Source organism: uncultured Ferrovibrio sp. (genome assembly GCF_937960835.1).
In the GTDB taxonomy this organism is placed as follows: domain Bacteria; phylum Pseudomonadota; class Alphaproteobacteria; order Ferrovibrionales; family Ferrovibrionaceae; genus Ferrovibrio.
This window is the reverse complement of the sequence record NZ_CALGPC010000016.1, coordinates 13996-40143: the sequence shown is the minus strand read 5'-3', so window position 1 is coordinate 40143 and position 26148 is coordinate 13996. Positions and strand designations below refer to the sequence as shown.

The window sequence follows — 26148 nt, the reverse complement described above, 5'->3', positions numbered from 1 at the left end:
CGGCGCGTTCCACCCGGACCGCGCCGTCTTTTTTTGCATCGGGACGCGTAGCGATCAGGCTCGCCCGACGATCAGCGCGGCATTGACGCCGCCGAACCCGAAAGCATTGGACATCGCATAATCGATGGCTTTCGGTTTCGCCCGATGCGGCAGCAGGTCGATACCGTCAAAAGCGGGATCGATATTGTCCAGATTGCGTGTCGGCGGCAGCAGATTGTCCCGCACCGCCAGCAAGCTGTAGATCGCCTCTACGGCTCCGGCTGCGCCCAGCAGATGGCCGATGGCGGATTTGGTCGACGACATGGACAAGCCGCTGACGGCATCGCCGAACACGGCTCTGACGGCGGCGATTTCCGCCGCATCGCCCACCGGCGTCGCCGTCGCGTGGGCATTGATGTAGCCGATCTGGCGCGGCTGCAATCCAGCTTGGTTCATCGCCATCTGCATTGCCCGCCTGGCGCCCGCGCCGTCCTCCGGCGGCGCGGTGATATGATGGGCATCGCCTGTGGTGCCATAGCCCACAATGCGCCCGAGAACGGCAGCGCCGCGGCCGCGGGCGTGCTCTTCCGCTTCCAGCACCAGGATGCCGGCGCCCTCGCCCATCACGAAGCCATCGCGCGCGGCATCAAAAGGTCGCGAGGCGCGCGTGGGATCGTTGTTCTGCGCGGTCGCCAGCGCGCGCGCCGCCGCGAAACCGGCAATGCTGACGCGGTCGATGCAGGCCTCGGCGCCACCGGCGATCATCACATCGGCATCGCCCGCGCGGATCAGCCGCGCTGCGTCGCCAATGGCCTGCGCGCCCGCCGCGCAGGCCGTCACCGGACAGCCAAGCGGGCCTTCCAGCCCCCAGGCGATCGAGATATGCCCAGCCGCCAGATTGCCAAGGAAGGAAGGGATGACAAAGGGCGACAGGCGCCGCGGGCCGGATTGCTCGACGGTGCGGGTTGCTGCCGCAATCGCAGGAAAGCCGCCAATGCCGGTCGCAACGATGCAGCCTGCGCGCTGCTTCTCGGTATCGCTGCGCGGCTGCCAATCAGCCTGGCGCATCGCTTCCGCCGCCGCAGCCAGGGCGAAATGAATGAAACGATCCATCTTGCGGCGGTCTTTCGCAGGAGCCGCCTGCTCCGGATCGAAGCCATGCGGATCCCCGGCAATATCAGGCACGATTCCGGCGACCCTCGCGGGCAGGTCGGTGGTGTCAAAAGCCGTGATCGGCCGCAGGCCCGATGCGCCTGCGGTCAATCTGTCCCAATTCGCCGCCACGCCGCTGCCCAGCGGCGTAACCATGCCCATCCCCGTGACCACCACATCGCGCATGTCGCTCTTCCAAAATATGTATATACATGAATTGTAGATACAGTTAAGCCCGTCTTTGCCGCTTTGCAAGGGCCGGGAAACGCGTTATCACCGCTGCATGACGAAAAAACGCGGCGATCCCGCCGATCTTGCTTTTCAGCAGCTTTGCGATCTGGGCTGCACCGGTATGCGGCTGCAGGCGGCCACGCGGCTCGTCATGCAGCTTTACGGTGAGCATCTGGCCAAGGCAGGCCTGAGCAGCCCGCAATTCGCCACGCTTGCCTATTTGACCCGCGACGGCAGCCATTCGGTCAGCAGCCTTGCCGAACTGCTCCATACCGACCAGACCACGCTGACCCGTAATCTCCGCCTGATGGAAAAGCGGGGCCTGATCGCGCAAATGACCGCACCTGAGGATCGCCGCCGCAAGGTGATCCGCATCACCCCGGAGGGCCAGCGGCTGTTCCGCAAGGCGCTGCCGCTCTGGCAGCAGGCCCAGGCCGAGGTGACCAGGCGGCTGGGCCAGACGCAGACGACCCAGCTGAATCGTCAGCTCGATTTCGCTGTGCCGCGGCTGCAGACCTGAACAAGACTGACAAAAACTGACGAGGAGCGCCCGATGCTTTCACCGATATTCGATCTGGAGGTTGAAGTCGCCACGCCGCAATCCATCGGGCGCGGAGAGATGGGCGAGCGCCGCTGCATCCCGATCGCCGGCGGCCGCCTGAAGGGCAAGCTCAACGGCAAGGTGCTGCCGGGCGGCGCGGACTGGCAGGTTCTGCGTCCGGACGGCATGGCCGATCTGGATGCGCATTACATGCTTGTCACCGATGCGGGCGAGCAGATCGAAGTATGGAGCCGTGGCTTGCGGTCAGGTCCGCCCGAGGTGATGGCGCGGCTGGCGCGCGGCGAAAGCGTCGATCCGGCGAGCTACTATTTCCGCACGGCGTTGCGTTTCGAAACTGCTGCGCCGCAGCTGCAATGGCTGGTGCATCGCCTGGCCATCGGCTATGGCGAAAGGCGGCCCGATCAGGTTCTGCTGAAAGTCTACGCGGTCGACTGATTTCAGGCGGATCGATCCCAGTTTGATCGAACTCAGATCGGCCGATCCCAGTCGGGCGGATAGATGCGCAAAACGCCTTGCACCCGTCTGACCTGCCCCTGCGCGTCGCGCTCGGCGGCACCCAAAGCCTCGCGCCGCTCGCCGGGTGCGACGGCATCGGCCAGCCGGAAGACCACACGATCCTTTGCCGCTCCATTGCGCAGACGGCGATAATGCAGGCGCACCAGGTCGCGATCATCGGGGTGGACCTGCTCCAGCAAGCCGGCCAGCGAGGCCGGACAGGATTGCGGCGCCAGTCCGATCAGCCGGTAATACTCGTCCGACCAGGTCATCTGTTCGTCATCGGCATCCCAGCTCCAGCTACCCTGGCAGGCCAGGGCTTGCGCGCCGGCGAAATCCGCCAGCACGGCGCGATGGGCCTGCTCGATCTCGCGACGGCTGGCTTCGGCAGCGGCACGGGCGCGGTCCAGTTCGGCGATCAATTCGGCGTTGCGCAGCCGCAGGGCGATGCCCAGTCTTTCGCGGCGGTAGTTGAGATGCACCCAGATCGCCATGGCAGCCGCCATCACCAATCCGAAGAACGCCATGTAAAGCGCCGAACGCTCGCCCGAGATGAAGGTGCGCGCATAAAGCGGAATGGTCATTGCCGCCATGAAGGCATAGTAGGATGGCAGATGCGTGGTCCGGGTATTAGCGTTGCTGAACGACAATCCGGCCCACACGATCGCCAGCACGGCCTGCAATTCGACATTGCCCGGCGGGAAATACAGCCAGCCCAGCAAGCCCCAGGTCGCTCCGGTAACTGCCGATCCGACGGCGAAATGGCGGCCCCAATAGGCGGCATCGCCAGAACCCTCGCCATAGACGGCGTAGCGCTCGCGCATGCGATCCAGATACCAGGTGCCGAAGGCGTACAGAACCGTGAGGCCGACGATGCTCCACCAGGTGGCGTATTCGTGGAACATCAGGAAGGCGCCGAACAGCATCGGGAACGGCACATAACGGAAGGGGCCGCTCAGATGGTAGAGCCGCTCGATCATCAGGGCATCGATCTGCCGCTCGCGGCCCTCCAGCAGCGAGCCGTCGCCTTCCATCAGCCTGTGCAGCAGCGCTGCCGACATTGCCGGACGGTCGATTTCCGGGCGATCCACGCGGTACTCCCCCCCTTAAGCGACATGCCGCTGTCTTGGCCGTCACCCTGAAGCGATAGCATGATCAGGTTAGCATCGCGTCATTCGCGATGGCCAGCCAAACCGCACTGAGGAAGATGCGCCTTTAGGATAATTCGGCGCGCAGCTTCTGGCGCAGGATGTCGATCGGCTTCAGCTGCCCTTCGACTTCCATATGCCAGAACACCCAGCCATTGCAGGCGCTGGCGCCCATCACATGAGCGCCGACCTTGTGAATCGAGCCGACCGCATCGGCGGTGGCCAGGCTGCCATCGGCGCGCACCTTGGCGGAAAAGCGCCGCGACGGATCGAACAGGACCGTGCCGGGCGCAAGCAGGCCGCGTTCAACCACCCAGCCGAAGGGAATGCGCGGCTCGTCCTTCTTGGAGCGGGTCACTTCCACATCGTCGGGCGAGACCGGCTGCACCGTGCTGATGCGGCGCTCGGCTGCCTTGGCGTAAGTCTTGTCGCGCTCGATGCCGATGAAGCGGCGCCCCAGCCGCTTGGCGACGGCGCCGGTAGTGCCGGAGCCGAAGAAGGGATCGAGGATCACGTCGCCCGGCTTGGTCGATGCAATGATCACGCGATGCAGCAGCGCTTCCGGCTTCTGCGTCGGATGCGCCTTGGCACCGTCTTCGCCGCGCAGCCGCTCCGCGCCCGAGCAGATCGGGATCAGCCAGTCGGACCGCATCTGCAGGTCCTCGTTCAGCGCCTTCATGGCGTCGTAGTTGAAGGTATAACCCTTGGCGTCCTGGCTCTTGGCACACCAGATCAGCGTTTCATGCGCATTGGTAAAACGCTTGCCGCGGAAATTCGGCATCGGGTTGGTCTTGCGCCACACGATGTCGTTCAGCATCCAGAAGCCGAGATCCTGCAGCTGGGCGCCGAGGCGGAAAATGTTGTGGTAGCTGCCGATCACCCAGATCGTGCCATTGGGCTTCAGCAGCCGCCGCGCCGCCTGCAGCCAGGCTTTGCTGAAGGCGTCGTATTCGGCGAAGGAGCCGAACTTGTCCCAGTCGTCGTCGACCGCATCCACCACGGTGTCGTTCGGCCGGCGCAGCTCGCCGGTGAGCTGCAGATTGTAGGGCGGGTCGGCGAAGATGCAGTCGATGCTCTCCGCCGGCAGCCTGTTCATCTGCTCGATGCTGTCGCCCAGCAGGATGCGATCGAGCGGCAGCGCCGGATGAGGAGCGTCGATCCGGGTTTCGCCGGCGGCACCCTTGAGTTTCAGCTTGGTGGTGCGGCGCCGGCTGTCGGGATTGGCGCTCACGAGGCGCAGATGGCCTTTGCGCAGGGCCTTGCGGGCCGGATCATTCAACGTAGAAGCCATTTGCGGGTCCCCCTAAAAAGACCCGCAAGTCATTAGATTCTTTAGGTTATTAAGACGTTAACTCAAGATCTAGAGTCATTTGTTCATGAACAGGCGCAAAACCTAGTCGGTGATGCGGAGAAATGCCGGCAGCCTTCAGTCCGGCATGATGCGCCGGCGTGCCGTAGCCCTTGTTGCTGTCCCAGCCATAAGCGGGATAGCGCAGATGCAGTTTGGCCATCGCGCGGTCGCGGGTGACCTTGGCGATGATGGAGGCTGCGGCAATCGAAATGCTGAGCGCATCGCCATCGACCACCGCGGTTGCGGGACAGCAGAGCTGCTTGGGGCAGTGATTGCCATCCACCAGCGCATGATCGGGCACGACGCGTAGCGCGGTGACGGCGCGGCACATGGCCAGCATGGTCGCGTGGAAGATGTTCAGCCGCGCGATTTCGGCCACTGAAGCGGCGCCGATGCCGACGCGCCCGCGCTCCATGATGCGCCAGTAAAGGTCCTCGCGCTTTTCCGCCGTCAGCTTCTTGGAATCGTCGATGCCGCGCGGCACGCGCTTGCGGTCCAGGATCACCGCGGCGGCCACGACCGGGCCAGCCAGCGGCCCGCGCCCCGCCTCGTCGACGCCGCAGACCACTCCGCCCAGCCGTTTCTCCAGCGTGAAATCCGGCACCGATGCCCTCCTGGCTGCCCTGCTCCGGTCACGATTCGGGATTATATCCGTCGCCCGCTTGCCCGCATCCCGCGCGCTGTGGAAAAGTCGATAAAATGTAAGGAATAAATACAGCCGATTGAGCAGAGCAGAAAGCAGGACAGGAACGACGATGAGCGCGGCACCACAAATCGATCCGGATGGCGAAATCCTCACCCGGCTGGAGGGGACGGTGTTTGTCATCGGACTGAACCGGCCCGCCAAGCTCAATGGCTTCACGCCGAAGATGCTGCGCGAACTGGCTGCCGCCTACACCGCTTTCGAGCAGTCGCCCGAGGCCCGCGTCGCGGTGTTATATGCGGAAGGCCGGCATTTCACTGCCGGCCTTGACCTGCCCAAGGTCGCGCCCTTCATGGGGCAGAAGACGCTGTTCGTCGAACCCGGCCAGATCGATCCGCTCAACAACCTGCCGCCGCTCCGCACCAAGCCGGTAATCGCGGCCGTGCAGGGGATCACCTACACCATCGGCATCGAGCTGATGCTGGCCGCGGATATCGTGGTGGCCTCCAGCGATTGCCGCTTCAGCCAGCTTGAGGTCAGGCGCGGCATCATGGCCACCGGCGGCGCCACCATCCGCATGGTCGAGCGGGCTGGCTGGGGCAATGCGATGCGCTATCTGCTGACGGGCGACGAATTCGACGTCGCCACGGCGCTGCGGCTGGGCTTTGTGCAGGAGGTGACCGAGCCGGGCGGACAGTTCGACGCGGCGATGCGGCTGGCGCAGTCGATCGCGGCGCAGGCGCCGCTGGCGGTCAACGCCACCTTGCGCAACGCGCGGCTCGCCATCGAAGAAGGCCCGGCGGCGGCGGTGGCGGATTTCCAGCCGACGCAGGCGCGCCTGATGGCGACTGAGGATGTGAAGGAGGGCGTTGCCAGCTTCATCGAGAAACGCGTGGCGCGCTTCAAAGGATGCTGATGTCGAAATCCGTTCGAAAGCTTGGCGCCGTCCTGCTGGCGGCGATGCTTGTTTCGCCTGCCATGGCGCCTGCGCCGGTCACGGCGCAGATCTTCATGTCGCCCGATGAAGCCAAGAAGCTCGGTGCGCAGGAGCATCCGAAGATCGTCAAGGAATTCGGCGGCGTCTATGAGGATCCGGAGATCGGCGCCTATGTGGCCAGCATCGCAGGCCGCCTGGCCGGCCAGTCGGGTCAGCCCGCTGGCAGCTTCACCTTCACGGTGCTGAACTCGCCGATCGTCAACGCCTTCGCCCTGCCGGGCGGCTATGTCTATATCACCCGCGGCACCTTGGCTTTGGCCAATAACGAGGCGGAAGCCGCCGGCGTGCTCGGCCATGAAATCGGCCATGTCATCGCCAAGCATTCCGAGCAGCGCTACGACAAGTCCGTCTTCACCAATCTTGGTGTCACTGCCGGCTCCATCCTTGGATCGATCTTCCTCGGTCAGGGGGCAGGCCAGGCCATCGGGCAGATCGGCCAGGTTGCCGGTGGCGCCTATCTCGCCAGCTTCAGCCGCGAGAACGAATTCGAAGCCGATCTCATCGGCGTGCGGCTGCTGGCGCGTGTGGGCTATGCGCCCGATGCGCAGGCGGCCTTTCTGCAAAGCCTGAGCGACTACAGCGATCTCGCCACCAAGATGGCGGGTGCGGCAGGCCAGGATCGCACGATGGATCTTTTCGCCACCCATCCGCGCGGGCCGGATCGCGTCCGGGCCGCCATCGAGGAAGCGCGCGCCTATCCGACCGACCCGATCTATCGCCGCGACATCTATCTCGACCGCATCGACGGCATGATCTATGGCGACGACCCGAAGGAAGGCGTGGTGCGGGGCAACACCTTCGTGCATCCGGATTTGCGCCTAAGCTTTTCGGTGCCGGAAGACTGGCGGATTTCGAATACCTCGCAGGCCGTGATCGCCAGCCACAGCAACGGCCAGATGCAGTTCGATCTGGAGCGTGACAAGAAGAAGGTGCAGGCCTCGCGCAGTGCGCTCGATTACCTGACGCGCTACTGGGTGCCGAATCTGCGTCTGCAGAATACCGAGTCGATCACCGTGAACGGCATGCCGGCGGCGACCGGCTCGGCGCGGGTGCAGAGCAAGTCGGGCGGCACCGTTGATGTGCGTTTCGTCGCGGTCGGCTTTCCCACCGACGAAATCATCCGCTTCGTCATCATCGCCCCGGCCGGGGGTCTCAGCAAGATCGAGGCGACGATGATCAAAAGCGTGAATACGCTGAAATTCCTTTCCGAGTCGGAAGCGAAAGCCGTGCAGCCGCTGCGGCTGCGCGTCGTGAGCGTGAAACCCGGCGATACGGTGGAGAAGCTGGCCGAGAAGCTGCCGCTGTCGCGGTTCAAGCTGGAGCAGTTTCGCGTGCTCAACGGCCTGCGCGAGGGCGAGACGATCAAGCCCGGCGAACGCGTGAAGATGATTGAATAAGCAAAAGCATCTGCCGCGCATCCACGATGCGCCAATGTTCAAGATGAGACAAGATGAGAGCTGTGCCCGGCGATCCTAACTGGCCGGCGTGCCGCCTTCCCGCTGCAGGTCCGCGATGTCGGCCAGCCGCCGGCGCAGGCGTTTGAGCGCCTGATGCTCCAGCTGGCGGACACGCTCCTTGGAAATGCCGAGCTTCATGCCCAATCGCTCAAGCGTGACGGCTTCTTCGTTGAAGAAGCGCGCCTTGACGATGACGCGCTCACGTTCGGGCAGAGCGGCGACGGCTTCGCCGACCCAGCGGGCGCGAAGGCGCGTGTCACGCTGCGCCATCGTGGTCTCTTCCGGATTGGGCCGTTCATCCACCAGCAGGTCCTGCCAGGCGGCTTCGCCATCCTCGCCCACCACGGCATTCAGCGAGCGGTCCGAAGCCGCCAGCCGGCTTTCCATATGGACAACATCGCTCTCGCTGACATTGAGCTGATGCGCCAGCTTGCGGCGGCCTTCCGCAGTCAACGCTTCATGCCCGCCGCGCTCGATCTTGGCGCGCAGGCGGCGCAGGTTGAAGAACAGCGATTTGTGCGCTGCAGTCGTACCTGTACGGACGATCGACCAGTTGCGCAGCACGAAATCCTGAATCGCTGCCCGAATCCACCAGGCCGCATAGGTGGCAAAGCGCACTTCACGCTCCGGCTCGAAGCGGGCCGCAGCCTGCATCAATCCGAGATTGCCTTCCTGAATCAAATCGTTGAGCGGTAATCCGTAATGCCGGAAGCGCACGGCGGTGGAGATCACCAGACGCATATGCGGTGCAACAAGTTTATGCAGCGCGGTCTGGTCCTGACGGTTGCGCCAGCGTTTCGCGAGCGCCGCTTCCTCACTGGGCGACAGCAGCGGCAGCCGCATGGCGCGCCGCACAAAAGCCCGGTCACTGGCATCGGAAGAGGCGGCATTGGGACGATCTGGAACCATGGCAAGAGCCATGGTTAGCGAAGTTTAAGACGGAATTAGGGCAAAGCGTCCGCTCACGCGGATGTGTTCGCCATTTTCTGCACCGGTGCACGCCAGCGTCCGGCTGTGTTGCACGCGAGAAAGCGGCTTACCTTTCCATCCGGGCCGCATAGCGGTAGCGCAAGCCGCTGCCATGATTCCACTGAGACATGCGGCGGCGGATAATGCAGGCTGAAGAAGGCTTCCTGGCGCAGCCAGGCCACCCGATACAGCGCGCGAAAAAACACCGACATGTAATTGCCGCCGTCGATATCCGACACGCAGCGTCCGGTCATGTCCCGGCCATAGGTTTCCGCGACCTTGGTGCCGTAAAGACGGAACCGGCCGTCCCAGCCGTCGTCCAGCATATCGATCAGGACCACATGCCCCAAGGCAGGCTTCAGGTCGAAAGGCGAAATGTCGCTGGCTTTCGGGATACCCCTATCGGCTTTGAGCGAATGCCAATACTCCACCAGGAAGCGGATCGGCTTGCTCATCATTTCCGTAACGGTTGGGGACCATTGCAGGGTTTCAAGACGAGCGCCATGCGCCCTGAGATACGTCTCGATGCGGGAGATTTTGTCGGCCATCAGCCAGGCCGCCAAATTCTCCATATCCCCAGATGCCATGAGGGCATGCTAACGGGGGAAAACCGCCACGCCAATGGCCAGTGCAGGCTTAAAAATGCCCGTTTCCAATGAACCAAATGAATGATCAGATGGCGAAGCTTTCCACGATGGCACCGTCCAGCGAGAAGCAGGCGACGTTCAGCGGCCCGCCAAATCCGGCGCCGCCATCAAGACAGCAGGTAAAGGCATCGAGATGCGCGCCCTCACCGCGCGGATTGCAGCCGCTGATGACGCGGCGGAAGCCGGCATAGGGCTGTGAGAGATTGCGGAATGACGGCGAGCCCCACCACAGATGATCCGATTGCGATGCAAGCGGAATATTGGGATCGATGCCGGCATGGACGAACAGCAATTCGCCGCCGGCGGTGAAGGCAGCGCGGCGCAGGCTGCCGAACAATTCGTCATGGCCGGGATGGCGGCGGATGGTGGCGCGCAGGCCATTGGTCCAGCGGCTGATGCTCAGCGCGCCTTCGCGCAGCACCGCCTGCGCCTGGCGAGGCTCGACATCATAGGCGCGCAGCATCGGCTCCAGCCCATGACGCAGCATCCAGTCGAGCACCTCGCCGGGGCCGGAGGCGAACTGAATCTGCAGCAGCTTGCGCCACATCTCCTCCTGCGCACCGCGCAGATAGACGATGTCCTCCGGCTCCACGCCGGGCAGGCAAAGGAAGTCGCGGCGGAACGCCAGCAATTCGTCCAGCGTCGCAATGGTGGCCTGGCCATGGCCGATGAGATTGCCGAGATAGACCAGGCGGTCGCCCGGCAAAAGGCGCGCGGCCAGTTCCGAATGCGCTTCGCGCAGGCGGCCCACTTCGGCATGGATCGCAGCCACGGCCCAGATGCGGCGGGCATGGCGCAGGACCGAAAAAACCTCGGAATCGGTGGGCAGCGCCGGACGCGGTGCGGCATTGGACGCTGCGGCGCCAATGGACGGAGAGGAGCTTGGATGCGGCGCGGACAAAGTCTCTAACGAATCGGGCCAATAAGCGGGTCCCGAAGGCGAATGCTAACGAAGCCCTAGGGGAAAACGAAGTGAAAACCGAAGCGGCGGCGCCAAAAGCCGTGTGATCTTTTTGCGCCGCCGGACGCGCCGGATTTGAGGCCGCTTAGGCCGCCTTCAGAATCTTCTCCAGCTTCTTGGTCGCGGTCTCTTCGTCGATCCGCTCCACGGCCGCCAGCTCACGCATCAGGCGGTCCAGCGCCGATTCATAAATCTGCCGTTCCGAATAGCTCTGATCCGGCTGGCCGGCGTTGCGGTGCAGGTCGCGCACCACCTCGGCGATCGAGACCGGATCGCCGGAATTGATCTTGGCTTCGTATTCCTGGGCGCGGCGGCTCCACATGGCGCGCTTGATGCGGGCACGACCCTTCAGAGTCTCAAGGGCCGTGCGCATCTTCTGCGGCGAGGACAGCTTGCGGATGCCGACCGAGGCCACCTTGGACAGCGGCACGCGCACGGTCATCTTGTCGCGCTCGAATTCGACGACCATGAGGTCGAGCTCGAACCCGGCGATCATCTGACGCTCGATGCGCAAAATCTTGCCCACGCCATGGGTGGGATAAACGACATAATCGCCGGCGGCGAAATCGACTTTCACTTTTGCAGGTACTGGCTTGAGTTGCACGACTTTACTACTGGGTTGCTGGGGTTTGGGGTCCATCGCCGCCGGACGCACCGGCTGCGGCAATGGACGGCTCGGCGGAGCCGAAACGGCAAGCGGCTTCGACGGCGGCGTCGGCTTGGCGGGCGCAGCCGCCTTGGCCGCTGACGCGGCAGAGGCCTTGGCGGGCTTCGCGGCGGGCGCGGCCGAGGCTTGGGTCTTGGTGGCCTTCACAGCAGCGGCGGTCTTCGCCGGCTTGGTTTCGGTTTTCTTCCTGGCGGTCTGGCTGGAGGCCGGGGCGGTGGCCTTGACAGACTTGGCGGCAGCTTTCGGAGCCGGCTTGGCGGCGGTTTTCGCCGGGGCCTTCTGCTTTACGGTCGCGGGCTTCTTGGCCGCCGCGGCACGCGCGGCCGGCTGCTTGGTCTTGGCCGGCTTGGCTTTGCTGGCTGCGGCAGTCTTTGCCTTGGCTGGGCTCTTGGTCTTGGCTTTTTTCACTGGCCACCCTCGCTTCGTAACACGCCACCGTCAAAATAGACGACGAATACTTGCCGTTCAGGCTCGACGAGAACCTGGGGGCAGACAAGTTTAAGTCGTAACTTCCTGTCGGATGCAACCCGGAGTCATTTTGATCCAGAAGCCACCCAGCTCGTCCGGCGGCAATCCTGCGGACGAGGCTAAAAATTACAGATTAAATATACCCTAAAACTGCGCTTATGGACAGCGGCCAGCAGGACGCGAAACCGCCCAACAATACGCGCAGAGATAGAAATCTGTCCTTATGGGGCAGATGCTGGGTTACTTCGTCGTGCCCTCGCCAGGCTTCGGGCTGAAATATTTCTCGAATTTCCCGGGCACGCCCTTCCAGGAATCGGCATCGGCCGGGGGCTCGCCCTTGCGGGTGATATTGGGCCACTGGCTTGCATATTCCCGGTTCAGCTCCACCCAGGCCTCGGTCCGGCTATCGGTGTCCGGCAAAATGGCCTCGGCCGGGCATTCCGGCTCGCAGACGCCGCAGTCGATGCATTCGTCCGGATGGATCACCAGCATGTTCTCGCCAACATAGAAGCAGTCGACGGGGCAAACCTCGACGCAGTCCATGTATTTGCACTTGATGCACTGTTCGGTCACCACATAGGTCATTGGCTGAGAACCTTGGCTGACGGCTGATGAACGCTACCGGAATATATGGGGCAGCAGCGGCTCGTCGGGTAGCACAGCGACTACAGAGGGTCAATCTTTGCCGCCGCGGTCCGCTGTCGCAGCGTCATCCTCGCCGCGCTGAGGCGGGATTTCGACATATGTCGCCTGTGCTTCCGGCGCGGGGCCGCGGCGAAGCGGCAAACGCGTTATCTGCACCACGCGCACGCCGCCGGGCAGCGGCAGGGTCAGAACGTCGCCGATCCGCACCTGCGCATGCGTCTTGTCGATGACGCGGCCATTGATGCGGATGCGTCCTTTCTCGGCAAAACTTTGTGCGATGGCGCGTGACTTGCAAAACCGCGCCATCCAGAGCCACTTGTCCAGCCGCAGCGCGGTCTGGGAGGAAGACTGAGAAGAAGAAACCTCACCCATGCGGCCGGTAGTATAGCGCGCGCCGGCGCGCCCCGTCAGGCCGGTCGGGCAGCCACCTGCCTGGTCGTTGCAATCAGCCAGCCGACCACGGCGCGCAAGGCCTCGATACGGCTGGCGCCGGCCTGCCGCTTCTCGCGATACAGCGCGAGCTGCTGCGCGGCCGAGGTGCCGCGGACGAGGATCTGCCGGGCATGGGCGACTTCGGGGATGCAGCCGAGCGCGGCGGCATCTTCCTCGATCAGGCGCAGGATATCCTCGATCACGTCGGCGAACGGCGTGATGCGCTTGTTGTTGATGTCGATCAGGCCTTCGCTGGTGCCGTTGCGCTGGGCGCGCCAGCGGTTTTCCTCGATCAGCAGCCGGGTATGATTGCGCCAGGTGGCGTTGATGTCCGGCCGCCGCTGCAGCGCCCGCGCCAGGCAGCGATACAGCGCCGCGATGCACAGCGTATCTTCCAGATGGGTGCAGGAATCGGCGATGCGCAGTTCCAGCGTGGGAAAGCGTAAAGAGGGACGGATCGACCACCAGATATGGGTGGCATCCTCGATCACACCGGCCGAGACAAGCGTGTCGACATAGCCGTTGTAATCGGCAAGATCGGGGAAGAATTCCGGAATGCCGGTGCGCGGCAGTTCATCGTAGGCCGCCAGGCGATAGCCCATCAGTCCCGTCGTATGCTTGCGCCAGAACGGCGAGGAGGTGCTCAGGCCCAGCAGCACCGGCAGGAACGGCAGGATGCGGTTCATCACATCCAGCCGCTGGTGCGGATCGGCGATCTCCACATGGACATGCATGCCGCACAGCATGTTGCGGCGTGCCAGGATTTTCAGATCGTCGGCGATCTTGTGGTAGCGCGGCTTGTCGGTCGGCTCCTGCTCCGACCATTCCGCCAAAGGATGCGTGCCCGCGGCAAACAGCGCCATGTCGAATTCCGCAGTGGCCTCGGCCAGGGATTGGCGGCAATGCCGCAGGGCCTTGCGGGCATCTTCCAGCGAGCGGCAGATCGGCGTCGCGACCTCGATCTGCGATTGCAGCAGTTCCGTCTGCACCTGGTCGCCCAGCGCTTCCTTGCAGCGCCGCATTAATGCCTTCGGCATGCGCGGCACTGCATTCTTGGTTTCGGCATCGGCGAGGAAATACTCTTCCTCGATGCCGATCGGATAAGCGTCGGACATAAATGGCCCCCGTTTCTTTTGGCCTAGTATAGGCGGACTGGCGGACGAACGCGCCGCAGCCATGACGGCTGAATGCGGCAGCGATGTGGCGAATGGATTGTTTCCGCTGCCTCTCCTGCGGGAAATACCGCCCGTTCAGACCTAGGCCGCCAATTCGATCGGCAGCAGGTGATCACCGTCACGCAGGCGCTGCCTCCTGCCTTTGCCGCCAGCGCGGCGCCGGCTGGCCGCTGGCGCCGCCCGTGCTGGTGCGATAGATTTGCAACTATGACAGACCGTCAACGTACCTTGATCCTCACCGGCGCCAGCCGCGGTATCGGCCATGCCACTGTGAAGCGCTTTTCCGCCGCCGGCTGGCGCGTCTTCACCGTTTCGCGTCAGCCCTTTTCCGAACATTGCCCCTGGGAGGGCGGCGCCGAGAGCCATGTGCAGATGGATCTGGCCGATATCGACCAGCTGCCGGCCGCCATCGAGGCGCTGAAAAAGCGCCTGCCGGACGGCAAGCTCGATGCGCTGGTCAACAATGCGGCAATCTCGCCCAAGGGGCCGGGTGGTTCGCGCCTTGGCGTGCTCGACACCGACTTCGGCACGCTGATGAAGGTCTATAACGTCAATCTTTTCTCGGTGGCGATGCTGGCCCGCGGCTTCTTCAACGAACTGAAGGCCGCGCAAGGTTCCATCGTCAATGTTACCTCAATTGCCGGCAGCCGCGTGCATCCCTTTGCCGGCATGGCCTATGCCACCTCCAAGGCGGCATTGGCGGCGCTGACCCGGGAAATGGCCTGGGAATTCGGACCGCATAACATCCGCGTCAATGCCATTGCTCCGGGTGAGATCGATACTTCTATTCTCTCGCCGGGTACCGACGAGATCGTGCGGCGGGAAATCCCGATGCACCGGCTCGGCAAGCCCGAGGAAGTGGCCTCAACCATCTACTTCCTCTGCACGCCGACTTCGTCCTATGTGAATGGTGCCGAAATTCACATTAACGGCGGCCAGCACGTCTAGATTCCCTGCAAGCCCTTGTGGTTTTAATTTAGGTGGATTAGCGTGAAGCACAGTCCGGCCGCGTGATTTCCCTGCGGCTGGCCATAAGCCGGACGAGGGCATGCTGAAGGGCAAACGCATTCTGCTGGTGATTTCGGGCGGCATTGCTGCCTACAAATCGCTTGAGCTGATCCGCCGCCTGCGCGAGCGCGGTGCCAGCGTGCGCTGCGCCATGACCAAGGCGGCCGAGCAATTCGTCACGCCCCTGAGCGTCTCGTCGCTGAGCGGCGAGAAGGTCTCCACCGATATTTTCTCGCTGACCGACGAAGCCGAGATGGGACATATCGAGCTGTCCCGCGACGCCGATCTGGTCGTGGTCGCCCCGGCGACCGCCAATATTCTCGCCCGTATGGCCCAGGGCCTGGCCGACGACATGGCCACGACCCTGCTGCTGGCCACCGACAAGCCGATCCTCGTCGCGCCGGCAATGAATGTCCGCATGTGGCTGCATCCGGCCACCCAGCGCAACGTCGAACAGCTCAAACAGGACGGCGTGGCCTTCGTCGGACCAAACGACGGCGAGATGGCATGCGGCGAATATGGCCCCGGCCGCATGGCGGAGCCGCTGGAGATCGTTGCCGCCATCGAGGCGCAGTTCGGCAAGCCGCTGCCCAAGCATCTCATGCTCGTGCAGCCGCCGCCTGCGCAAAGCCTGAAGGGCCGCAAGGTGATCGTCACCTCCGGGCCGACGCATGAGCCGATCGATCCGGTGCGCTATATCGCCAACCGTTCCTCGGGCAAGCAGGGCCATGCCATCGCTGCCGCCCTGGCTGCGCGCGGCGCCGAGGTGATCCTGGTCACCGGCCCGGTCAGTCTGCCCGATCCGCCGGGCGTGAAGACGATCCATGTGGAAGCGGCGCGCGACATGTTTTCCGCCTGCTTCCTCAACCTGCCGGCCGATGCCGCGATCTTTGCCGCCGCGGTGGCGGACTGGCGCGTCGCCGTCGAAGCATCACAGAAGCTGAAGAAGACCAGCGATACGCCGCCGACGTTGCGGCTGGCGGAGAACCCGGACATTTTGCGCGCCATCGCCACCACGGACGCCAAGCGCCGCCCCACGCTGGTCGTCGGCTTTGCCGCCGAGACCGAGAATGTCGTCGCCTATGCGAAGAAGAAGCTGGCTTCGAAAGGCTGCGACTGGATCGTCGCCAACCATGTCGGCGAGGGATCGGATACCTTCGGCGGCGACAGCAACAGGGTGCATCTGGTGCGCCAGGATGGCGTGGAAGACTGGCCGCGCATGAGCAAGGCGGAGGTCGCAGCGCAGCTGGCGGATCGCATCGCTGCCTTCTTTAGCGAATCCGCTCCGGTCGTGAAGCTCACAAAACCGAAAATCAGCAAAGGACGCTCCTGATGACCCGACCGGTACCCCTGCATGTACCGATCAAGCGCCTGCCCCATGCCGAGGGACTGCCGCTGCCGGCTTACGCCACGCCGGATTCCGCCGGCCTCGATCTGCTGGCCGCGATCTCCGAGCCGATCACCTTGCAGCCGGGCGAACGCCGCCTGGTGCCGACCGGGCTGGCCATCGCCGTGCCGCCGGGTTTTGAGGCGCAGGTGCGGCCCCGTTCCGGCCTTGCGCTGAAACATGGCGTCACCGTGCTGAACGCACCAGGCACCGTCGATGCCGATTACCGCGGTGAGGTCGGCGTCGTGCTGATCAACCACGGGCAACAGCCTTTCGTCATCAATCGCGGCGAACGCATCGCGCAGATGGTCGTCGCCGCCTATAGCCGCGTCGACTGGGTCGAGGCGGCCGAACTGCCGGAGACCCAGCGCGGCGCCGGCGGCTTCGGCTCGACCGGCACCGCCACGCCCGCGGCGAAAGCAGCCACAGGAGACTGAACCTCATGCTGAAATGCACGCGACGCACCATGCATGCCCTCGAAGCGGTGGTCGACATCGCTTTCCATGCCCGCCCCGAGCCGGTGCAATCGAAGGACATCGCGGCTCGCCAGGGCGTGCCGCAGCGCTATCTCGAACAGGTAATGCAGCATCTGGTGCGCAACGGAATCCTTAAAGGCGTGCGCGGCCCGCGCGGCGGCTACACGCTGGCCCGCGAACGCCGGCGCATCACGGTGGGCGAGGTCATCCGCATCGTTTCCGAACTGGACGCCGATAGCGAGGACAGCTTCGCTGCCGGTTCCGATCTTGGCCGCCGCACCGTGCAGCCGATCTGGGAAGAGTGTCAGGCGGCAGTGATGGCCAAGGTCGACAAGATCACGCTTGAGGATTTGTGCAACCGCGCGGAACAGTCCGGCCTCGCCGCCGAGCTCGAGACGGCCGACTTCGCGATCTGATACTGGCCGCCTGAGTGGACCCCTTGAGCCAGGCGTGCCGCGCGGCAGCTAAAACCCAGGGGCAAGGCGTCATCGCCGCCCTGGATATGGGCTGTCGCGGAAACGACGCCATCGGCCTAACGGAAGAAACCGCCATAACGGAAGAAACAACTGGATAACGCATCGGAGGAATCATGACCCAAGCGCGCCCGAATATCGCCCGAGCCCCCAACCCACCGCGCGGTCGCGTCTACAACTCGATCGTCGACACGATCGGCGCGACGCCGCTGGTGCGCATCAATCGCCTGGCGCAGGAAGCCGGCGCCAAGGCCGATCTGCTGGCCAAGCTGGAATTCTTCAACCCGCTGGCCTCCGTGAAGGACCGCATCGGCATCGCGATGATCGAGGCGATGGAAAACAGCGGCAAGCTCAAGCCCGGTGCCACCATTGTCGAGCCGACCTCGGGCAATACCGGCATCGCGCTGGCCTTCGTCGCCGCGGCAAAAGGCTATCGCCTGATCCTGGTGATGCCGGAAAGCATGTCGCTGGAACGGCGCAAGATGCTCAAGTTCCTCGGCGCCGAACTGGAACTGACGCCGGCGCCGCTCGGCATGAAGGGGGCCCTGGCCCGTGCCGATGAATTGCTGAAGGAAATTCCCGGTGCGGTGATGCCGCAGCAGTTCGAGAACCCGGCCAATCCGGACATCCATCGCAGCACCACGGCGGAAGAGATCTGGACCGATACCGAGGGCAAGGTCGATGTGGTGATTTCCGGCGTGGGCACCGGCGGCACGCTCACCGGTGTCGGCAGCGTGCTCAAGCAGCGCAAGCCGGGCCTGCGCATGGTGGCAGTCGAGCCGGAGGACAGCCCGGTCATCTCCGGCGGCAAGGCCGGCCCGCATAAGATTCAGGGCATCGGCGCGGGCTTCATCCCGGGCAATCTCGACACCAAGCTGATCGACGAAGTCATCACGATCGGCAACGAGACGGCGTTCGAGACCTCGCGCCGTCTGGCCAGGCTGGAAGGCATTCCGGCCGGCATCTCGTCTGGCGCGGCGATGGCGGCGGCGCTTGAAGTCGCCTCGCGCCCTGGCATGGAAGGCAAGACCGTGGTGGTGATCATCCCGTCCTTTGCCGAACGTTACCTGTCGACGGCTCTGTTCGACGGTCTCTGAGCAGGCAGCGGCGACATGGTGTTCTCCCAGGAGGAACTGGAGCGCTATGCTCGCCATGTGATCCTGCCGGAGATCGGCGGGGCCGGGCAGCAGAAGCTGAAGAATGCCCGCGTGCTGGTGATCGGCGCCGGCGGGCTCGGCTCTCCCATGCTGCTCTATCTGGCCGCGGCAGGTGTTGGCACGATTGGCATCGTCGACGACGATACCGTGTCGCTGTCGAACCTGCAGCGCCAGGTGGCGCATGACACGACGCGGATCGGCACGCACAAGACCGAAAGCGCCGCCATCGCCGTGGCGAGCCTCAATCCGCATGTCCGCGTCATCGAGCACACCTTGCGGCTGACCGAGGAGAATGCCGAGAAGATTTTTGCCGGCTATGACATCGTCGCCGATGGCAGCGACAATTTCGACACCCGCTTCCTCGTCAACGACACCTGCTACCGCCTCAAGAAGACCTTGGTCACGGCGGCGATCCTGCGCTTCGATGGACAGCTTTCCACCTTCAAGGCGCATCTTGGCGCGCCGCATCCCTGCTATCGCTGCGTCTTCCCCGAACCGCCGCCGCCCGGCAGCATTCCGGCCTGTTCCGAAGCCGGCGTGCTCGGCGCTCTGGGTGGCGTGATGGGCAGTCTGCAGGCGCTCGAGGTCGTAAAAGAGATTCTCGATCTGGGTGATAGCCTGTCGGGCCGGCTGATGCTCTACGACGCGCTGCGGGGCGATTTCCGCACGGTGCGGCTGCGCCGTGATCCGCATTGCCGGACCTGCGGTCACTGAACCGCGCAGCATCGCACCCGGTTTCGCTTCCCAAGCACTACGACTAACGAACCATCGACGCTGCCGTCACGAATGCCATAGTATGCTTTCATATCCGAGACGCGAAATACGCGCTCGAAAAGGGGGGCATAACAAAAGGCATGAGAGCAGTCGAAGAGGCTGGCCTATCCGGCGAGGAGCAGACCGCACCTCCGGGCATCTGGCCCACTTTCAGCGACCCGCGCTTCATTACGTTTCTGCGCTGCTGGGCGGAACGCCGCCGCGGCCTGATGCAGCCGCGCAGCAGCATCGATCCCGCCACCATCAAATCCTGCCTGCCGCATGTATGGCTGATCCAGCATCGCCGGCAGGAAGGCGATTTCATCTGCACGCTGGCGGGCGAAAAGGTCAACGAAGCCTGGGGCCAGAGTGTCATCGGCAAACCGCTGACCACCTTCATGCCGTCCGATTACGCCGAAAGCTGCGTAAGCCAATACCGCGAAATCATGCAGCGCCCGGCGCTGCTGGTGAGCCGGCGGCGCATCAACCCGCTGAAGCGATCAGAGAAGGCAGCCGAGCGCCTGGTCGCGCCGCTCAGCGATGACGAGGGCCGGCCCTACGGCGTGTTCGGCATGACCTTGTACTATTTCGATCCGGTCACCCAGGCCCGCGACGTGGTGGACGTGACGGGCGAGACATTGTTCTACAACTGTGCGGATCTACCCAACGGCTTGCCGGGCTGAACGCTGAAAGCTCCGGTTGCAGCTCGACGGCCGTTTGCGCGTGACATAGCATGGCGAGGAATGGACGCACGGCGGAATGATATCGGTGGGGCGGCCGATGGCAGGATCGGGCCGCCGGGCCGCTGGCCGTCATTCAGCGATCCCCGGTTTCGTCTCTTCCTGCGCCACTGGGCCGAACGCCGTGTCGGGCTGGTTGTCCCGCGCAGCGCCATCGATCCGGCCGCGCTGAAGCCATGCCTGCCATATGTCTATCTGATGCGCTATGACCCGGCCTTCGATACCTTCATCTGCACCCTGTCGGGCGAACTGGTAAACCAGGCCTGGGGCACCACCCTGATGGGCAAGCGGCCGCACGACTTCATGCCAGCCAGCAGCGCCGCCCTGGCGAATGAGATCTACCGCCGCATCGTCCTTACCCCCATCCTGCATGTCGGGCATCGCCATTCCGGGTCGCCGGACGTGCCGGTAAAGGCAGCCGAGCGCCTGGTCGTGCCGCTCAGCGACGCCGATGGCCGCCCTTATGGGCTGTTCGGCCTGTCGGTCTATCATTTCGACCCGATAGCGGAGGCCACCTACGCCCCGCATGTCGGCAGCAACTTCACCGAATATTTCTGCGCCGATCTGCCGGCCGACCTGCCGCCGGAATGACGCAAAAGCCGCCCCCTGCGGCGGAATGTCGCAGCTTGTGGCAGCCGTTCGGCATGGCGGGTTCAGGTGAAAACGGCCGCCGGACCGCGAACGGGAATAGGTGATAAAAACCCTGCATTTACAAAGGGGTTGATTTGGCAGATGCAAATAATTCGCAAGTTTGCCGGGGCGGCGGCACTGCTTGACTGGGTAAACCGCTGTTTCTATGGTGCCCCCGCTTTCTGGGGGGCGGCTGCTCTGCGGCGCCGGAGTGTCTATGGCTGATCAAGATCATCCGCCGAAACCAGAAGACGGACCCCCAAGGTCCGATGCCGACGCCCTTGCCCGCCTGGGCCGCGACCTGGAAACGGTGCGCGAGCGCAAGGCGGCCGAGAATGCCAAGCGTCGACCCGATGCCGATCCCCGCTCCATGCGGCAGGTCGGCAAGGCCTGGTCGCTGGCAATCGAAATGGTGGCGGCGGTGGTGGTGTCGCTGTTCATCGGCTGGTGGGTCGACCGCTGGTTCGATACGGCACCCTGGGGGTTGCTGGGATTCATTCTGCTGGGCGTCGCTGCCGCTTTGTGGTCGGCGATCCGCACGGCGATGCTGATGCAGGCGCAGCAGCAGGCGGATAACGCCGCTGAGGCTGCCGGGAAGAACAAGGAAAGGGATTGAACGTGGCCGCCGAGTCCCATAGCCCGCTCGAGCAATTCAAGATCAAGTGCCTTGCCCTTTGCGGCGAAGGCGGCGAGCTGCAGGCCTATTCCTTCACCAATTCCTCGCTGTTCATGGTGCTGGCCGTCATCGGCGCCACGCTGCTGATGGTCTACGGCATGCGCCAGCGCAGCCTGGTGCCGGGCCGCCTGCAGTCGGTGGCCGAGCTGTCTTATGAATTCGTCGCCAACATGGTGCGCGAGAATGTCGGCACCAACGGCCGGCAGTATTTCCCGTTCATCTTCACGCTGTTCATGTTCATCCTGTTCTCGAACATGCTCGGCATGGTGCCCTACAGCTTCACGGTCACCTCGCACATCATCGTCACCTTCGCGCTCGCCATCGTGGTCTTCCTCGGCGTGACGCTGATCGCGATTGCCCGCAACGGCATCCATTTCTTCACGCACTTCATGCCGGCTGGCGTGCCGCTCTGGCTCGCGCCGGTGATCATCCCGATCGAGATCATTTCCTACCTGTCGCGCCCGATCTCCCTCAGCCTGCGTCTCGCCGCCAACATGCTGGCGGGCCACACCACGCTGAAGGTCTTCGCCGGCTTCGTCGTTTCGATGATCGGCATGGGCGGCGTGCTCTCGGCCAGCGGCATCCTGCCGCTGATCATGGTCACCGCGCTCACCGCGCTCGAATTCCTGATCGCCTTCCTGCAGGCCTACGTCTTCTCGATCCTGACCTGCCTGTATCTGAGCGAAGCGGTCAACATGGAGCATCACTGAGATCGCGGATCTCAGGACGGCGTAATCCAGTCAGTTCAACCAACGAGACAGTAAACCCAAGAAAGGATGAGTATCATGGATCTTGCTTCTGCGAAGATGATCGGTGCCGGCATTGCGGCGATCGGCATGGGCGGTGCGGCGATCGGCGTGGGCCTGATCTTCGCGAACTTCCTGAACGCTGCTCTGCGCAACCCGGGCGCTGCTCCGAAGCTGTTCGGTAACCTGATGCTGGGCTTCGCCGTGACCGAAGCGCTCGGCATCTTCGCCCTGCTGATCGCGCTGCTGATCCTGTTCGTCTGAGTTAAATGCCTCAGCTCGAAACAGCCACCTTCCTGCCGCAGCTCGTTTGGCTGCTGATCACCTTTGTCCTGCTCTATGTGCTGATGGCAAAGGTGGCGCTGCCGCGCGTGGCTGCGGTCATCGACGAGCGCAAGCGCCGCGTCGATCACGATCTGGAAGAGGCGGCTCGGCTGAAGCGCGAAACCGAAAAGGCCATCGCCGAATATGAGCAGGCGCTGGCCCAGGCCCGCAGCAAGGCGCAGGCGATAGCCGGCGACACCCGCGCGAAGATTGCCGCCGATGCGGCGGCGTCCCGCGCCAAGGTGGAAGCCGAGATCGCCGAGCAGACCAAGGCGGCGGAAGCCCGCATCCAGGCGGCCAAGCAGCAGGCGCTCGCCTCGCTGCAATCGGTCGCGGCGGCTGCGGCGGCTGATGTGGTTTCGCGCTTGAGCGGCGCGGCGCCGGCGGCAGATGCGGTGGAAGCCGCGGTCGCGCAGGCGCTGGCCAAGCAGCGTGGCTAGGCCAAAAGAGGGAAGACCATGTTTCATGATCCTACCTTCTGGGTGCTGGTCGGCTTCGTTGCCTTCTTCGCCCTGATCTTCTGGCTCAAGGTGCCGGGCAAGCTCGGCACCCAGCTGGACGAACGGGCCGCCAAGATCCGCCAGGAACTGGAGCAGGCCGAGAAGCTGCATCAGGAAGCGCAGCATCTGTTCGCCGAGTATCAGCGCAAGCAGCGCAACGCCCTCAACGAAGCCGCCGAGATCGTTGCGGCGGCTGAGGCCGAGGCGAAGGCGCTGATCAAGCAGACCGAGGCCGAATTGGCCGCGAGCTTGGAACGCCGCCGCAAGCAGGCGGAAGACAAGATCGCCCAGGCCGAGAAGCTCGCTGTGCAGGAAGTGCGCGATACCGCCGTCGAGGTGGCCATCGCCGCGGCCGGCCAGGTGCTGACGCAGTCGCTGCAGGGTCCGGCTGCCGCCGCCCAGATCGATCGCGCCATCGGCGACGTCAAGGCCAAGCTGCACTAAGCGCCATTTCCAGTCTGGATAAGCAAAGGGCCGCGGTTTCAGACCGCGGCCCTTTTTTTGCTGCCGATTTCTTTTTTTGCCGCCCGCTCAGTCGATGACGCGGCAATAGACCCGGTACAGGCGGATGATCTTGGCGTCCATGGCGCTGATGCGGATCGCCCAATGCTCGCCTTCTGAAATGACCCAGTCGCGCTCGTTCGGATCGGCGTTCTTGCCCTTCGCTTTCACCTCCGCGGCATATCTGGCGAAAGACTCGATCACCGCGCTTTTCAGCTCGTGGGTGACATCTTCCATGTAGCAGACGATGAAATTCAGGCTTTCCAGTTCCGCCTGCAGGCCTTCCGGCGTCAGCAGATGCGGCTTGACCGGCTCGCGATCCCACCAGACTTCATAGGTGCGGCTTTCCGTCGAGCCGGTGAGCAGGAAATCGGTGAACATCAGCTGGCCGCCCGGCTTGATGGCGGCGCGGATCTTGGCCAGCAGCAGACGCTTGTCCTGCGCCGAGATCAGGCCGTCCTTGGAGAGGACGACGTCGATGCTCTTGCGCTTGAGCTGAAGCTGATCGAGCGGTTCGGACCGGATGTTGATATGCTGCTTGACGCCCTGGTTGCGGGCCAGCTCGATGGCGGCCTGGGCCAGATCGGGGTCCGGCTCGTAGGCATCGATCCATAATCCCTCGCGCGCCATCATGCGGCTCATCCCGCCCAGGCCGCAGCCCAGTTCGGTGATCGACAGATTGGGATTGAGACCGAGCGGCGAGATCAGCGGCTTCATCAGCTCTTCGCCGCCGGGCTGGTTGAAGCCCTCGCCGAACAGCTTCTGGACGATCTGCTGGCGCCGCGGCGGCCAGCCGATGATGGTCGGGATGTCGCGCGGCTCCGGCTCTGCCGGCTCCAGGCTGGGCAGCGGTTCTTCGGGCCTGGTCCGGTAATCGGCGACCATGTGGCGCATGACGTAGTCGTCGCCATGCCACCAGGCGCGAAGCTTGTCGCGCCAGGAGGCGTCGTGGGATCGCTCGGTAGTCTCCTTCACCACCAAAATCGCACCTGCATCACCGAAAGCCCAACCGCATATAGAGCCAGGCGGAAATGTGAATCGGACAAAAGGCTGCAGCAGAACGGTTTATTTTCTATTGCCGCCTATCTACCAGAATTTCCTGTGGTTCAGTCTGACGCAGCAGGCGCACATAAGCAAGCGCCCGCAGAAATGCGGGCGCTGCAAGACTTTAAATTGTCGTGCTGAAAGATCAGCGGCGGCCGGCGATGCGTTCCGGCAGCAGGTCGCGCACGCGGCGGCGCGCTTCCGAATCGCGGATGCGGGCGGACTGCGCGGTGGTGATCAGCCGCGGCGCCGGCGGATTGGCCAGCACGGTCACCGGATCGGTCAGCAGGCTGTCGGCCAGCTGCTTGATCTCGGCCGGCAGCGTGGTGGCGAAAACGATGGTCTGGCGCTCGGTCGGCGCCGCCTCGAAGATGGTACGCAGTTCGTTGGTCACGCCCAGTTCGAGCATGCGGTCGGTCTCGTCCAGCACCATGATCTCGAGCTTGTTCAGCTCAAGCTGGCCGGCATTGAGCAGCTCGACCACGCGGCCGGGCGTGCCGATCAGAATATCGATGCCGCGGCTCAGCGCCTGCGCCTGCGCCGCCTTGCCCGGGCCTTCGTAGACGGTGGCCTGGCTCAGGCGCACGAAGCGGCCATAAGCGCGGAAGCTTTCCTGGATGTGCTGCACACGCTCGCGCGAAGTGGTGAGGATCAAAGCGCGGGCCTTGCGGGCACCGGCCGGATGCCGGTCGATCGACAGATGCTGCAGGATCGGCAGGGTAAACGCCACGGTCTTACCGGCGCCGGCTTCCGCCTGGCCGAGCAGATCCCGGCCCTGCAACAGATGTGGGATGGCCTTGGCTTGAATCGGCGTCGGCGCGACGTGCTTCTCAGCCGTAAGGGCCCGCTGGATGGGTTCTACAAGATCAAGCTGCGAGAATTGGACGGCGTTCAACATCTGTCATCAATCAATGGTTCGTGCGGTAGGTCCGCCGGATGACAACTCCGCCCTGTCCGGCAGCGCTGGAAGCGCGGCGGCGAACAAGGTGGCTGTCACGGAAGCCAGGGTGACCGGAACGTTAGTACGGCGGCGTCCGGCGGGAGACCGCGAACCCGCAGGATACTAGCGGCGGTTCCTGGTTTTGCAAGTGCGAAACCTACCGATGCGACAATCACGCAAGACGGGTGGATCAACACTTATCCGTGGCCTGCTCTCGCGTGTTGATGTAGTGATAATTTGAGGTTTTTCAAGTAGATTTACGCATAGCGCCCGTCACAGCGCGTTTTTCCCGGACCCCAGCCAAAATCGTCCTACAACCCCTGATCGGGCCGTCTCTTTGACCACCCGCACAGGTGCCAGTGGCGGGGTTCCAGAGCATCGTCCAGCCCCCTCCAGGCAGCGACTCGGGGATAATCTGCCCACCGGCTCCAGCGGCAGGACGGGTCGGCCCGGCAAACACCGCCGGCGGGGGGTGCGCTGCGGATTTTTCCGGGTGAATCCAGTTGCAAAGCCATGCCGCGGCGGCTAAAACCGCGCCTCCAATCGGGTGTTCCGGCTTATAGGGCTGCCGTGTCCGCCTCGAAGCTCACTCCCCATCTGGAGGTTATGCAAATGCCCAAGTTGAAGACCAAAAGCGCTGCCAAGAAGCGCTTCAAACTCACTGCGACCGGCAAGGTCAAGCGTGCCCATGCGGGCAAGCGCCACGGCATGATCAAGCGCACCAACAAGCAGATCCGCAATCACCGCGGCACCACCGTGGTGTTCGAGGGCGATGCGCGCAAGATCATCAAGAACTATCTGCCGAACGCCTGAG

General features: G+C 63.8%; 31 protein-coding genes. 18 read left to right on the top strand and 13 right to left on the bottom strand.

Annotated features, from left to right (window positions below):
• Positions 1–54: 54 nt before the first annotated feature.
• Positions 55–1317 (bottom strand): beta-ketoacyl-ACP synthase II, encoded by a 1263-nt coding sequence (gene fabF / locus Q0603_RS16075; protein ID WP_298727543.1) that lies wholly within the window; start codon positions 1315–1317, stop codon positions 55–57.
• Between the two features lie 97 nt (positions 1318–1414).
• Between fabF and Q0603_RS16070 the strand changes: the two genes are divergently transcribed.
• Both Q0603_RS16070 and Q0603_RS16065 read left to right on the top strand, forming a co-directional pair.
• Positions 1415–1882 (top strand): MarR family winged helix-turn-helix transcriptional regulator, encoded by a 468-nt coding sequence (locus Q0603_RS16070; protein ID WP_298727541.1) that lies wholly within the window; start codon positions 1415–1417, stop codon positions 1880–1882.
• 33 nt (positions 1883–1915) lie between these two features.
• Positions 1916–2359, top strand: a complete 444-nt coding sequence (locus Q0603_RS16065; protein ID WP_298727539.1) for a DUF3237 domain-containing protein — start codon at positions 1916–1918, stop codon at positions 2357–2359.
• Between the two features lie 32 nt (positions 2360–2391).
• Here the strand turns inward: Q0603_RS16065 and Q0603_RS16060 are convergent, their stop codons facing one another.
• The 3 genes from Q0603_RS16060 to Q0603_RS16050 all read right to left on the bottom strand — a co-directional run bounded on the left by Q0603_RS16060 (position 2392) and on the right by Q0603_RS16050 (position 5522).
• A complete protein-coding gene (locus Q0603_RS16060) occupies positions 2392–3510 on the bottom strand; it encodes a PAS domain-containing protein (RefSeq protein ID WP_298727537.1) in 1119 nt (372 codons plus the stop codon).
• A 124-nt stretch (positions 3511–3634) separates the two neighbouring features.
• A complete protein-coding gene (locus Q0603_RS16055; protein WP_298727729.1) occupies positions 3635–4663 on the bottom strand; it encodes a site-specific DNA-methyltransferase in 1029 nt (342 codons plus the stop codon).
• Positions 4664–4907: 244 nt separating this feature from the next.
• Positions 4908–5522, bottom strand: a complete 615-nt coding sequence (locus Q0603_RS16050) for a ribonuclease HII (protein WP_298727535.1) — start codon at positions 5520–5522, stop codon at positions 4908–4910.
• Between the two features lie 151 nt (positions 5523–5673).
• Here Q0603_RS16050 and Q0603_RS16045 point away from each other — a divergent pair, with 151 nt between their 5' ends.
• Both Q0603_RS16045 and Q0603_RS16040 read left to right on the top strand, forming a co-directional pair.
• The gene (locus tag Q0603_RS16045) at positions 5674–6477 is read left to right on the top strand and encodes a crotonase/enoyl-CoA hydratase family protein (protein WP_298727533.1); all 804 of its coding nucleotides are present in this window, start codon (positions 5674–5676) and stop codon (positions 6475–6477) included.
• On the top strand, positions 6477–7955 hold the full coding sequence (locus tag Q0603_RS16040) for a M48 family metalloprotease (RefSeq protein ID WP_298727531.1): 1479 nt from the start codon (positions 6477–6479) through the stop codon (positions 7953–7955). Before Q0603_RS16045 ends, Q0603_RS16040 begins: the two co-directional genes overlap by 1 nt.
• A 75-nt stretch (positions 7956–8030) precedes the next feature.
• On the opposite strand, the gene Q0603_RS16035 is transcribed toward Q0603_RS16040, so the two are convergent.
• The 7 genes from Q0603_RS16035 to Q0603_RS16005 all read right to left on the bottom strand — a co-directional run bounded on the left by Q0603_RS16035 (position 8031) and on the right by Q0603_RS16005 (position 13919).
• Positions 8031–8924, bottom strand: coding sequence for an RNA polymerase factor sigma-32 (locus Q0603_RS16035; RefSeq protein ID WP_298727529.1), 894 nt, complete (start codon positions 8922–8924; stop codon positions 8031–8033).
• A gap of 53 nt (positions 8925–8977) precedes the next feature.
• A complete protein-coding gene (locus Q0603_RS16030) occupies positions 8978–9547 on the bottom strand; it encodes a PAS domain-containing protein (RefSeq protein WP_298727527.1) in 570 nt (189 codons plus the stop codon).
• A gap of 109 nt (positions 9548–9656) precedes the next feature.
• Positions 9657–10532: a hypothetical protein gene (locus tag Q0603_RS16025; protein ID WP_298727525.1), complete on the bottom strand. Its 876-nt coding sequence runs from the start codon at positions 10530–10532 to the stop codon at positions 9657–9659.
• 145 nt (positions 10533–10677) lie between these two features.
• Entirely contained in the window at positions 10678–11667 is a 990-nt protein-coding gene (locus tag Q0603_RS16020; RefSeq protein ID WP_298727523.1) for a CarD family transcriptional regulator, read from the bottom strand.
• 300 nt (positions 11668–11967) lie between these two features.
• Positions 11968–12312 carry a ferredoxin FdxA gene (gene fdxA / locus Q0603_RS16015; protein WP_298727522.1) on the bottom strand — a complete coding sequence of 115 codons (345 nt, stop codon included), beginning with the start codon at positions 12310–12312 and terminating at the stop codon, positions 11968–11970.
• Between the two features lie 90 nt (positions 12313–12402).
• Positions 12403–12744 carry an RNA-binding S4 domain-containing protein gene (locus tag Q0603_RS16010; RefSeq protein ID WP_298727520.1) on the bottom strand — a complete coding sequence of 114 codons (342 nt, stop codon included), beginning with the start codon at positions 12742–12744 and terminating at the stop codon, positions 12403–12405.
• 35 nt (positions 12745–12779) lie between these two features.
• Complete coding sequence (locus Q0603_RS16005) at positions 12780–13919, bottom strand: carboxylate-amine ligase (protein ID WP_298727518.1); 1140 nt, start codon at positions 13917–13919, stop codon at positions 12780–12782.
• Between the two features lie 267 nt (positions 13920–14186).
• On the opposite strand from Q0603_RS16005, the gene Q0603_RS16000 reads away from it, so the two are divergent.
• The 13 genes from Q0603_RS16000 to Q0603_RS15940 all read left to right on the top strand — a co-directional run bounded on the left by Q0603_RS16000 (position 14187) and on the right by Q0603_RS15940 (position 23293).
• Complete coding sequence (locus tag Q0603_RS16000; protein WP_298727516.1) at positions 14187–14927, top strand: SDR family oxidoreductase; 741 nt, start codon at positions 14187–14189, stop codon at positions 14925–14927.
• 100 nt (positions 14928–15027) lie between these two features.
• Positions 15028–16320 carry a bifunctional phosphopantothenoylcysteine decarboxylase/phosphopantothenate--cysteine ligase CoaBC gene (coaBC, locus tag Q0603_RS15995; protein ID WP_298727514.1) on the top strand — a complete coding sequence of 431 codons (1293 nt, stop codon included), beginning with the start codon at positions 15028–15030 and terminating at the stop codon, positions 16318–16320.
• Complete coding sequence (gene dut, locus Q0603_RS15990) at positions 16320–16811, top strand: dUTP diphosphatase (RefSeq protein ID WP_298727512.1); 492 nt, start codon at positions 16320–16322, stop codon at positions 16809–16811. The genes coaBC and dut overlap by 1 nt, the downstream gene beginning before the upstream one ends.
• Positions 16812–16816: 5 nt before the next feature.
• Complete coding sequence (locus Q0603_RS15985; RefSeq protein ID WP_298727510.1) at positions 16817–17266, top strand: Rrf2 family transcriptional regulator; 450 nt, start codon at positions 16817–16819, stop codon at positions 17264–17266.
• A gap of 173 nt (positions 17267–17439) precedes the next feature.
• The gene (cysK, locus tag Q0603_RS15980) at positions 17440–18420 is read left to right on the top strand and encodes a cysteine synthase A (protein WP_298727508.1); all 981 of its coding nucleotides are present in this window, start codon (positions 17440–17442) and stop codon (positions 18418–18420) included.
• A 15-nt stretch (positions 18421–18435) separates the two neighbouring features.
• Positions 18436–19194: a molybdopterin-synthase adenylyltransferase MoeB gene (gene moeB, locus Q0603_RS15975; protein ID WP_298727506.1), complete on the top strand. Its 759-nt coding sequence runs from the start codon at positions 18436–18438 to the stop codon at positions 19192–19194.
• A gap of 140 nt (positions 19195–19334) precedes the next feature.
• A complete protein-coding gene (locus tag Q0603_RS15970) occupies positions 19335–19916 on the top strand; it encodes a PAS domain-containing protein (protein WP_298727504.1) in 582 nt (193 codons plus the stop codon).
• A 60-nt stretch (positions 19917–19976) separates the two neighbouring features.
• Positions 19977–20564: a PAS domain-containing protein gene (locus tag Q0603_RS15965; protein ID WP_298727502.1), complete on the top strand. Its 588-nt coding sequence runs from the start codon at positions 19977–19979 to the stop codon at positions 20562–20564.
• 256 nt (positions 20565–20820) lie between these two features.
• Entirely contained in the window at positions 20821–21219 is a 399-nt protein-coding gene (locus tag Q0603_RS15960) for an AtpZ/AtpI family protein (protein ID WP_298727501.1), read from the top strand.
• Between the two features lie 2 nt (positions 21220–21221).
• Positions 21222–21989 (top strand): F0F1 ATP synthase subunit A, encoded by a 768-nt coding sequence (locus Q0603_RS15955; RefSeq protein WP_298727500.1) that lies wholly within the window; start codon positions 21222–21224, stop codon positions 21987–21989.
• A gap of 75 nt (positions 21990–22064) precedes the next feature.
• Positions 22065–22289, top strand: coding sequence for a F0F1 ATP synthase subunit C (locus tag Q0603_RS15950; protein WP_298727499.1), 225 nt, complete (start codon positions 22065–22067; stop codon positions 22287–22289).
• A gap of 5 nt (positions 22290–22294) precedes the next feature.
• Positions 22295–22789: a F0F1 ATP synthase subunit B' gene (locus Q0603_RS15945; protein WP_298727498.1), complete on the top strand. Its 495-nt coding sequence runs from the start codon at positions 22295–22297 to the stop codon at positions 22787–22789.
• An 18-nt stretch (positions 22790–22807) separates the two neighbouring features.
• Positions 22808–23293 (top strand): F0F1 ATP synthase subunit B, encoded by a 486-nt coding sequence (locus Q0603_RS15940; protein WP_298727496.1) that lies wholly within the window; start codon positions 22808–22810, stop codon positions 23291–23293.
• An 87-nt stretch (positions 23294–23380) separates the two neighbouring features.
• Here the strand turns inward: Q0603_RS15940 and Q0603_RS15935 are convergent, their stop codons facing one another.
• Both Q0603_RS15935 and Q0603_RS15930 read right to left on the bottom strand, forming a co-directional pair.
• Entirely contained in the window at positions 23381–24328 is a 948-nt protein-coding gene (locus Q0603_RS15935; RefSeq protein WP_298727494.1) for a class I SAM-dependent methyltransferase, read from the bottom strand.
• A gap of 211 nt (positions 24329–24539) precedes the next feature.
• Complete coding sequence (locus Q0603_RS15930; RefSeq protein ID WP_298727492.1) at positions 24540–25292, bottom strand: DEAD/DEAH box helicase; 753 nt, start codon at positions 25290–25292, stop codon at positions 24540–24542.
• A gap of 654 nt (positions 25293–25946) precedes the next feature.
• Between Q0603_RS15930 and rpmI the strand changes: the two genes are divergently transcribed.
• Positions 25947–26147: a 50S ribosomal protein L35 gene (gene rpmI, locus Q0603_RS15925; RefSeq protein WP_298727490.1), complete on the top strand. Its 201-nt coding sequence runs from the start codon at positions 25947–25949 to the stop codon at positions 26145–26147.
• Position 26148: the final 1 nt, after the last annotated feature.

Bases quoted from the DNA above. Each gene is read 5' to 3' on its own strand.
- fabF (WP_298727543.1), bottom strand. From the start codon at position 1,317: ATGCGCGATGTGGTGGTCACGGGGATGGGCATGGTTACGCCGCTGGGC.
- Q0603_RS16070 (WP_298727541.1), top strand. From the start codon at position 1,415: ATGACGAAAAAACGCGGCGATCCCGCCGATCTTGCTTTTCAGCAGCTT.
- Q0603_RS16065 (WP_298727539.1), top strand. From the start codon at position 1,916: ATGCTTTCACCGATATTCGATCTGGAGGTTGAAGTCGCCACGCCGCAA.
- Q0603_RS16055 (WP_298727729.1), bottom strand. From the start codon at position 4,663: ATGAACAGGCTGCCGGCGGAGAGCATCGACTGCATCTTCGCCGACCCG.
- Q0603_RS16045 (WP_298727533.1), top strand. From the start codon at position 5,674: ATGAGCGCGGCACCACAAATCGATCCGGATGGCGAAATCCTCACCCGG.
- Q0603_RS16040 (WP_298727531.1), top strand. From the start codon at position 6,477: ATGTCGAAATCCGTTCGAAAGCTTGGCGCCGTCCTGCTGGCGGCGATG.
- Q0603_RS16035 (WP_298727529.1), bottom strand. From the start codon at position 8,924: ATGGTTCCAGATCGTCCCAATGCCGCCTCTTCCGATGCCAGTGACCGG.
- fdxA (WP_298727522.1), bottom strand. From the start codon at position 12,312: ATGACCTATGTGGTGACCGAACAGTGCATCAAGTGCAAATACATGGAC.
- Q0603_RS16010 (WP_298727520.1), bottom strand. From the start codon at position 12,744: ATGGGTGAGGTTTCTTCTTCTCAGTCTTCCTCCCAGACCGCGCTGCGG.
- Q0603_RS16005 (WP_298727518.1), bottom strand. From the start codon at position 13,919: ATGTCCGACGCTTATCCGATCGGCATCGAGGAAGAGTATTTCCTCGCC.
- Q0603_RS16000 (WP_298727516.1), top strand. From the start codon at position 14,187: ATGACAGACCGTCAACGTACCTTGATCCTCACCGGCGCCAGCCGCGGT.
- coaBC (WP_298727514.1), top strand. From the start codon at position 15,028: ATGCTGAAGGGCAAACGCATTCTGCTGGTGATTTCGGGCGGCATTGCT.
- dut (WP_298727512.1), top strand. From the start codon at position 16,320: ATGACCCGACCGGTACCCCTGCATGTACCGATCAAGCGCCTGCCCCAT.
- Q0603_RS15985 (WP_298727510.1), top strand. From the start codon at position 16,817: ATGCTGAAATGCACGCGACGCACCATGCATGCCCTCGAAGCGGTGGTC.
- cysK (WP_298727508.1), top strand. From the start codon at position 17,440: ATGACCCAAGCGCGCCCGAATATCGCCCGAGCCCCCAACCCACCGCGC.
- moeB (WP_298727506.1), top strand. From the start codon at position 18,436: ATGGTGTTCTCCCAGGAGGAACTGGAGCGCTATGCTCGCCATGTGATC.
- Q0603_RS15970 (WP_298727504.1), top strand. From the start codon at position 19,335: ATGAGAGCAGTCGAAGAGGCTGGCCTATCCGGCGAGGAGCAGACCGCA.
- Q0603_RS15965 (WP_298727502.1), top strand. From the start codon at position 19,977: ATGGACGCACGGCGGAATGATATCGGTGGGGCGGCCGATGGCAGGATC.
- Q0603_RS15960 (WP_298727501.1), top strand. From the start codon at position 20,821: ATGGCTGATCAAGATCATCCGCCGAAACCAGAAGACGGACCCCCAAGG.
- Q0603_RS15950 (WP_298727499.1), top strand. From the start codon at position 22,065: ATGGATCTTGCTTCTGCGAAGATGATCGGTGCCGGCATTGCGGCGATC.
- Q0603_RS15945 (WP_298727498.1), top strand. From the start codon at position 22,295: ATGCCTCAGCTCGAAACAGCCACCTTCCTGCCGCAGCTCGTTTGGCTG.
- Q0603_RS15940 (WP_298727496.1), top strand. From the start codon at position 22,808: ATGTTTCATGATCCTACCTTCTGGGTGCTGGTCGGCTTCGTTGCCTTC.
- Q0603_RS15930 (WP_298727492.1), bottom strand. From the start codon at position 25,292: ATGTTGAACGCCGTCCAATTCTCGCAGCTTGATCTTGTAGAACCCATC.
- rpmI (WP_298727490.1), top strand. From the start codon at position 25,947: ATGCCCAAGTTGAAGACCAAAAGCGCTGCCAAGAAGCGCTTCAAACTC.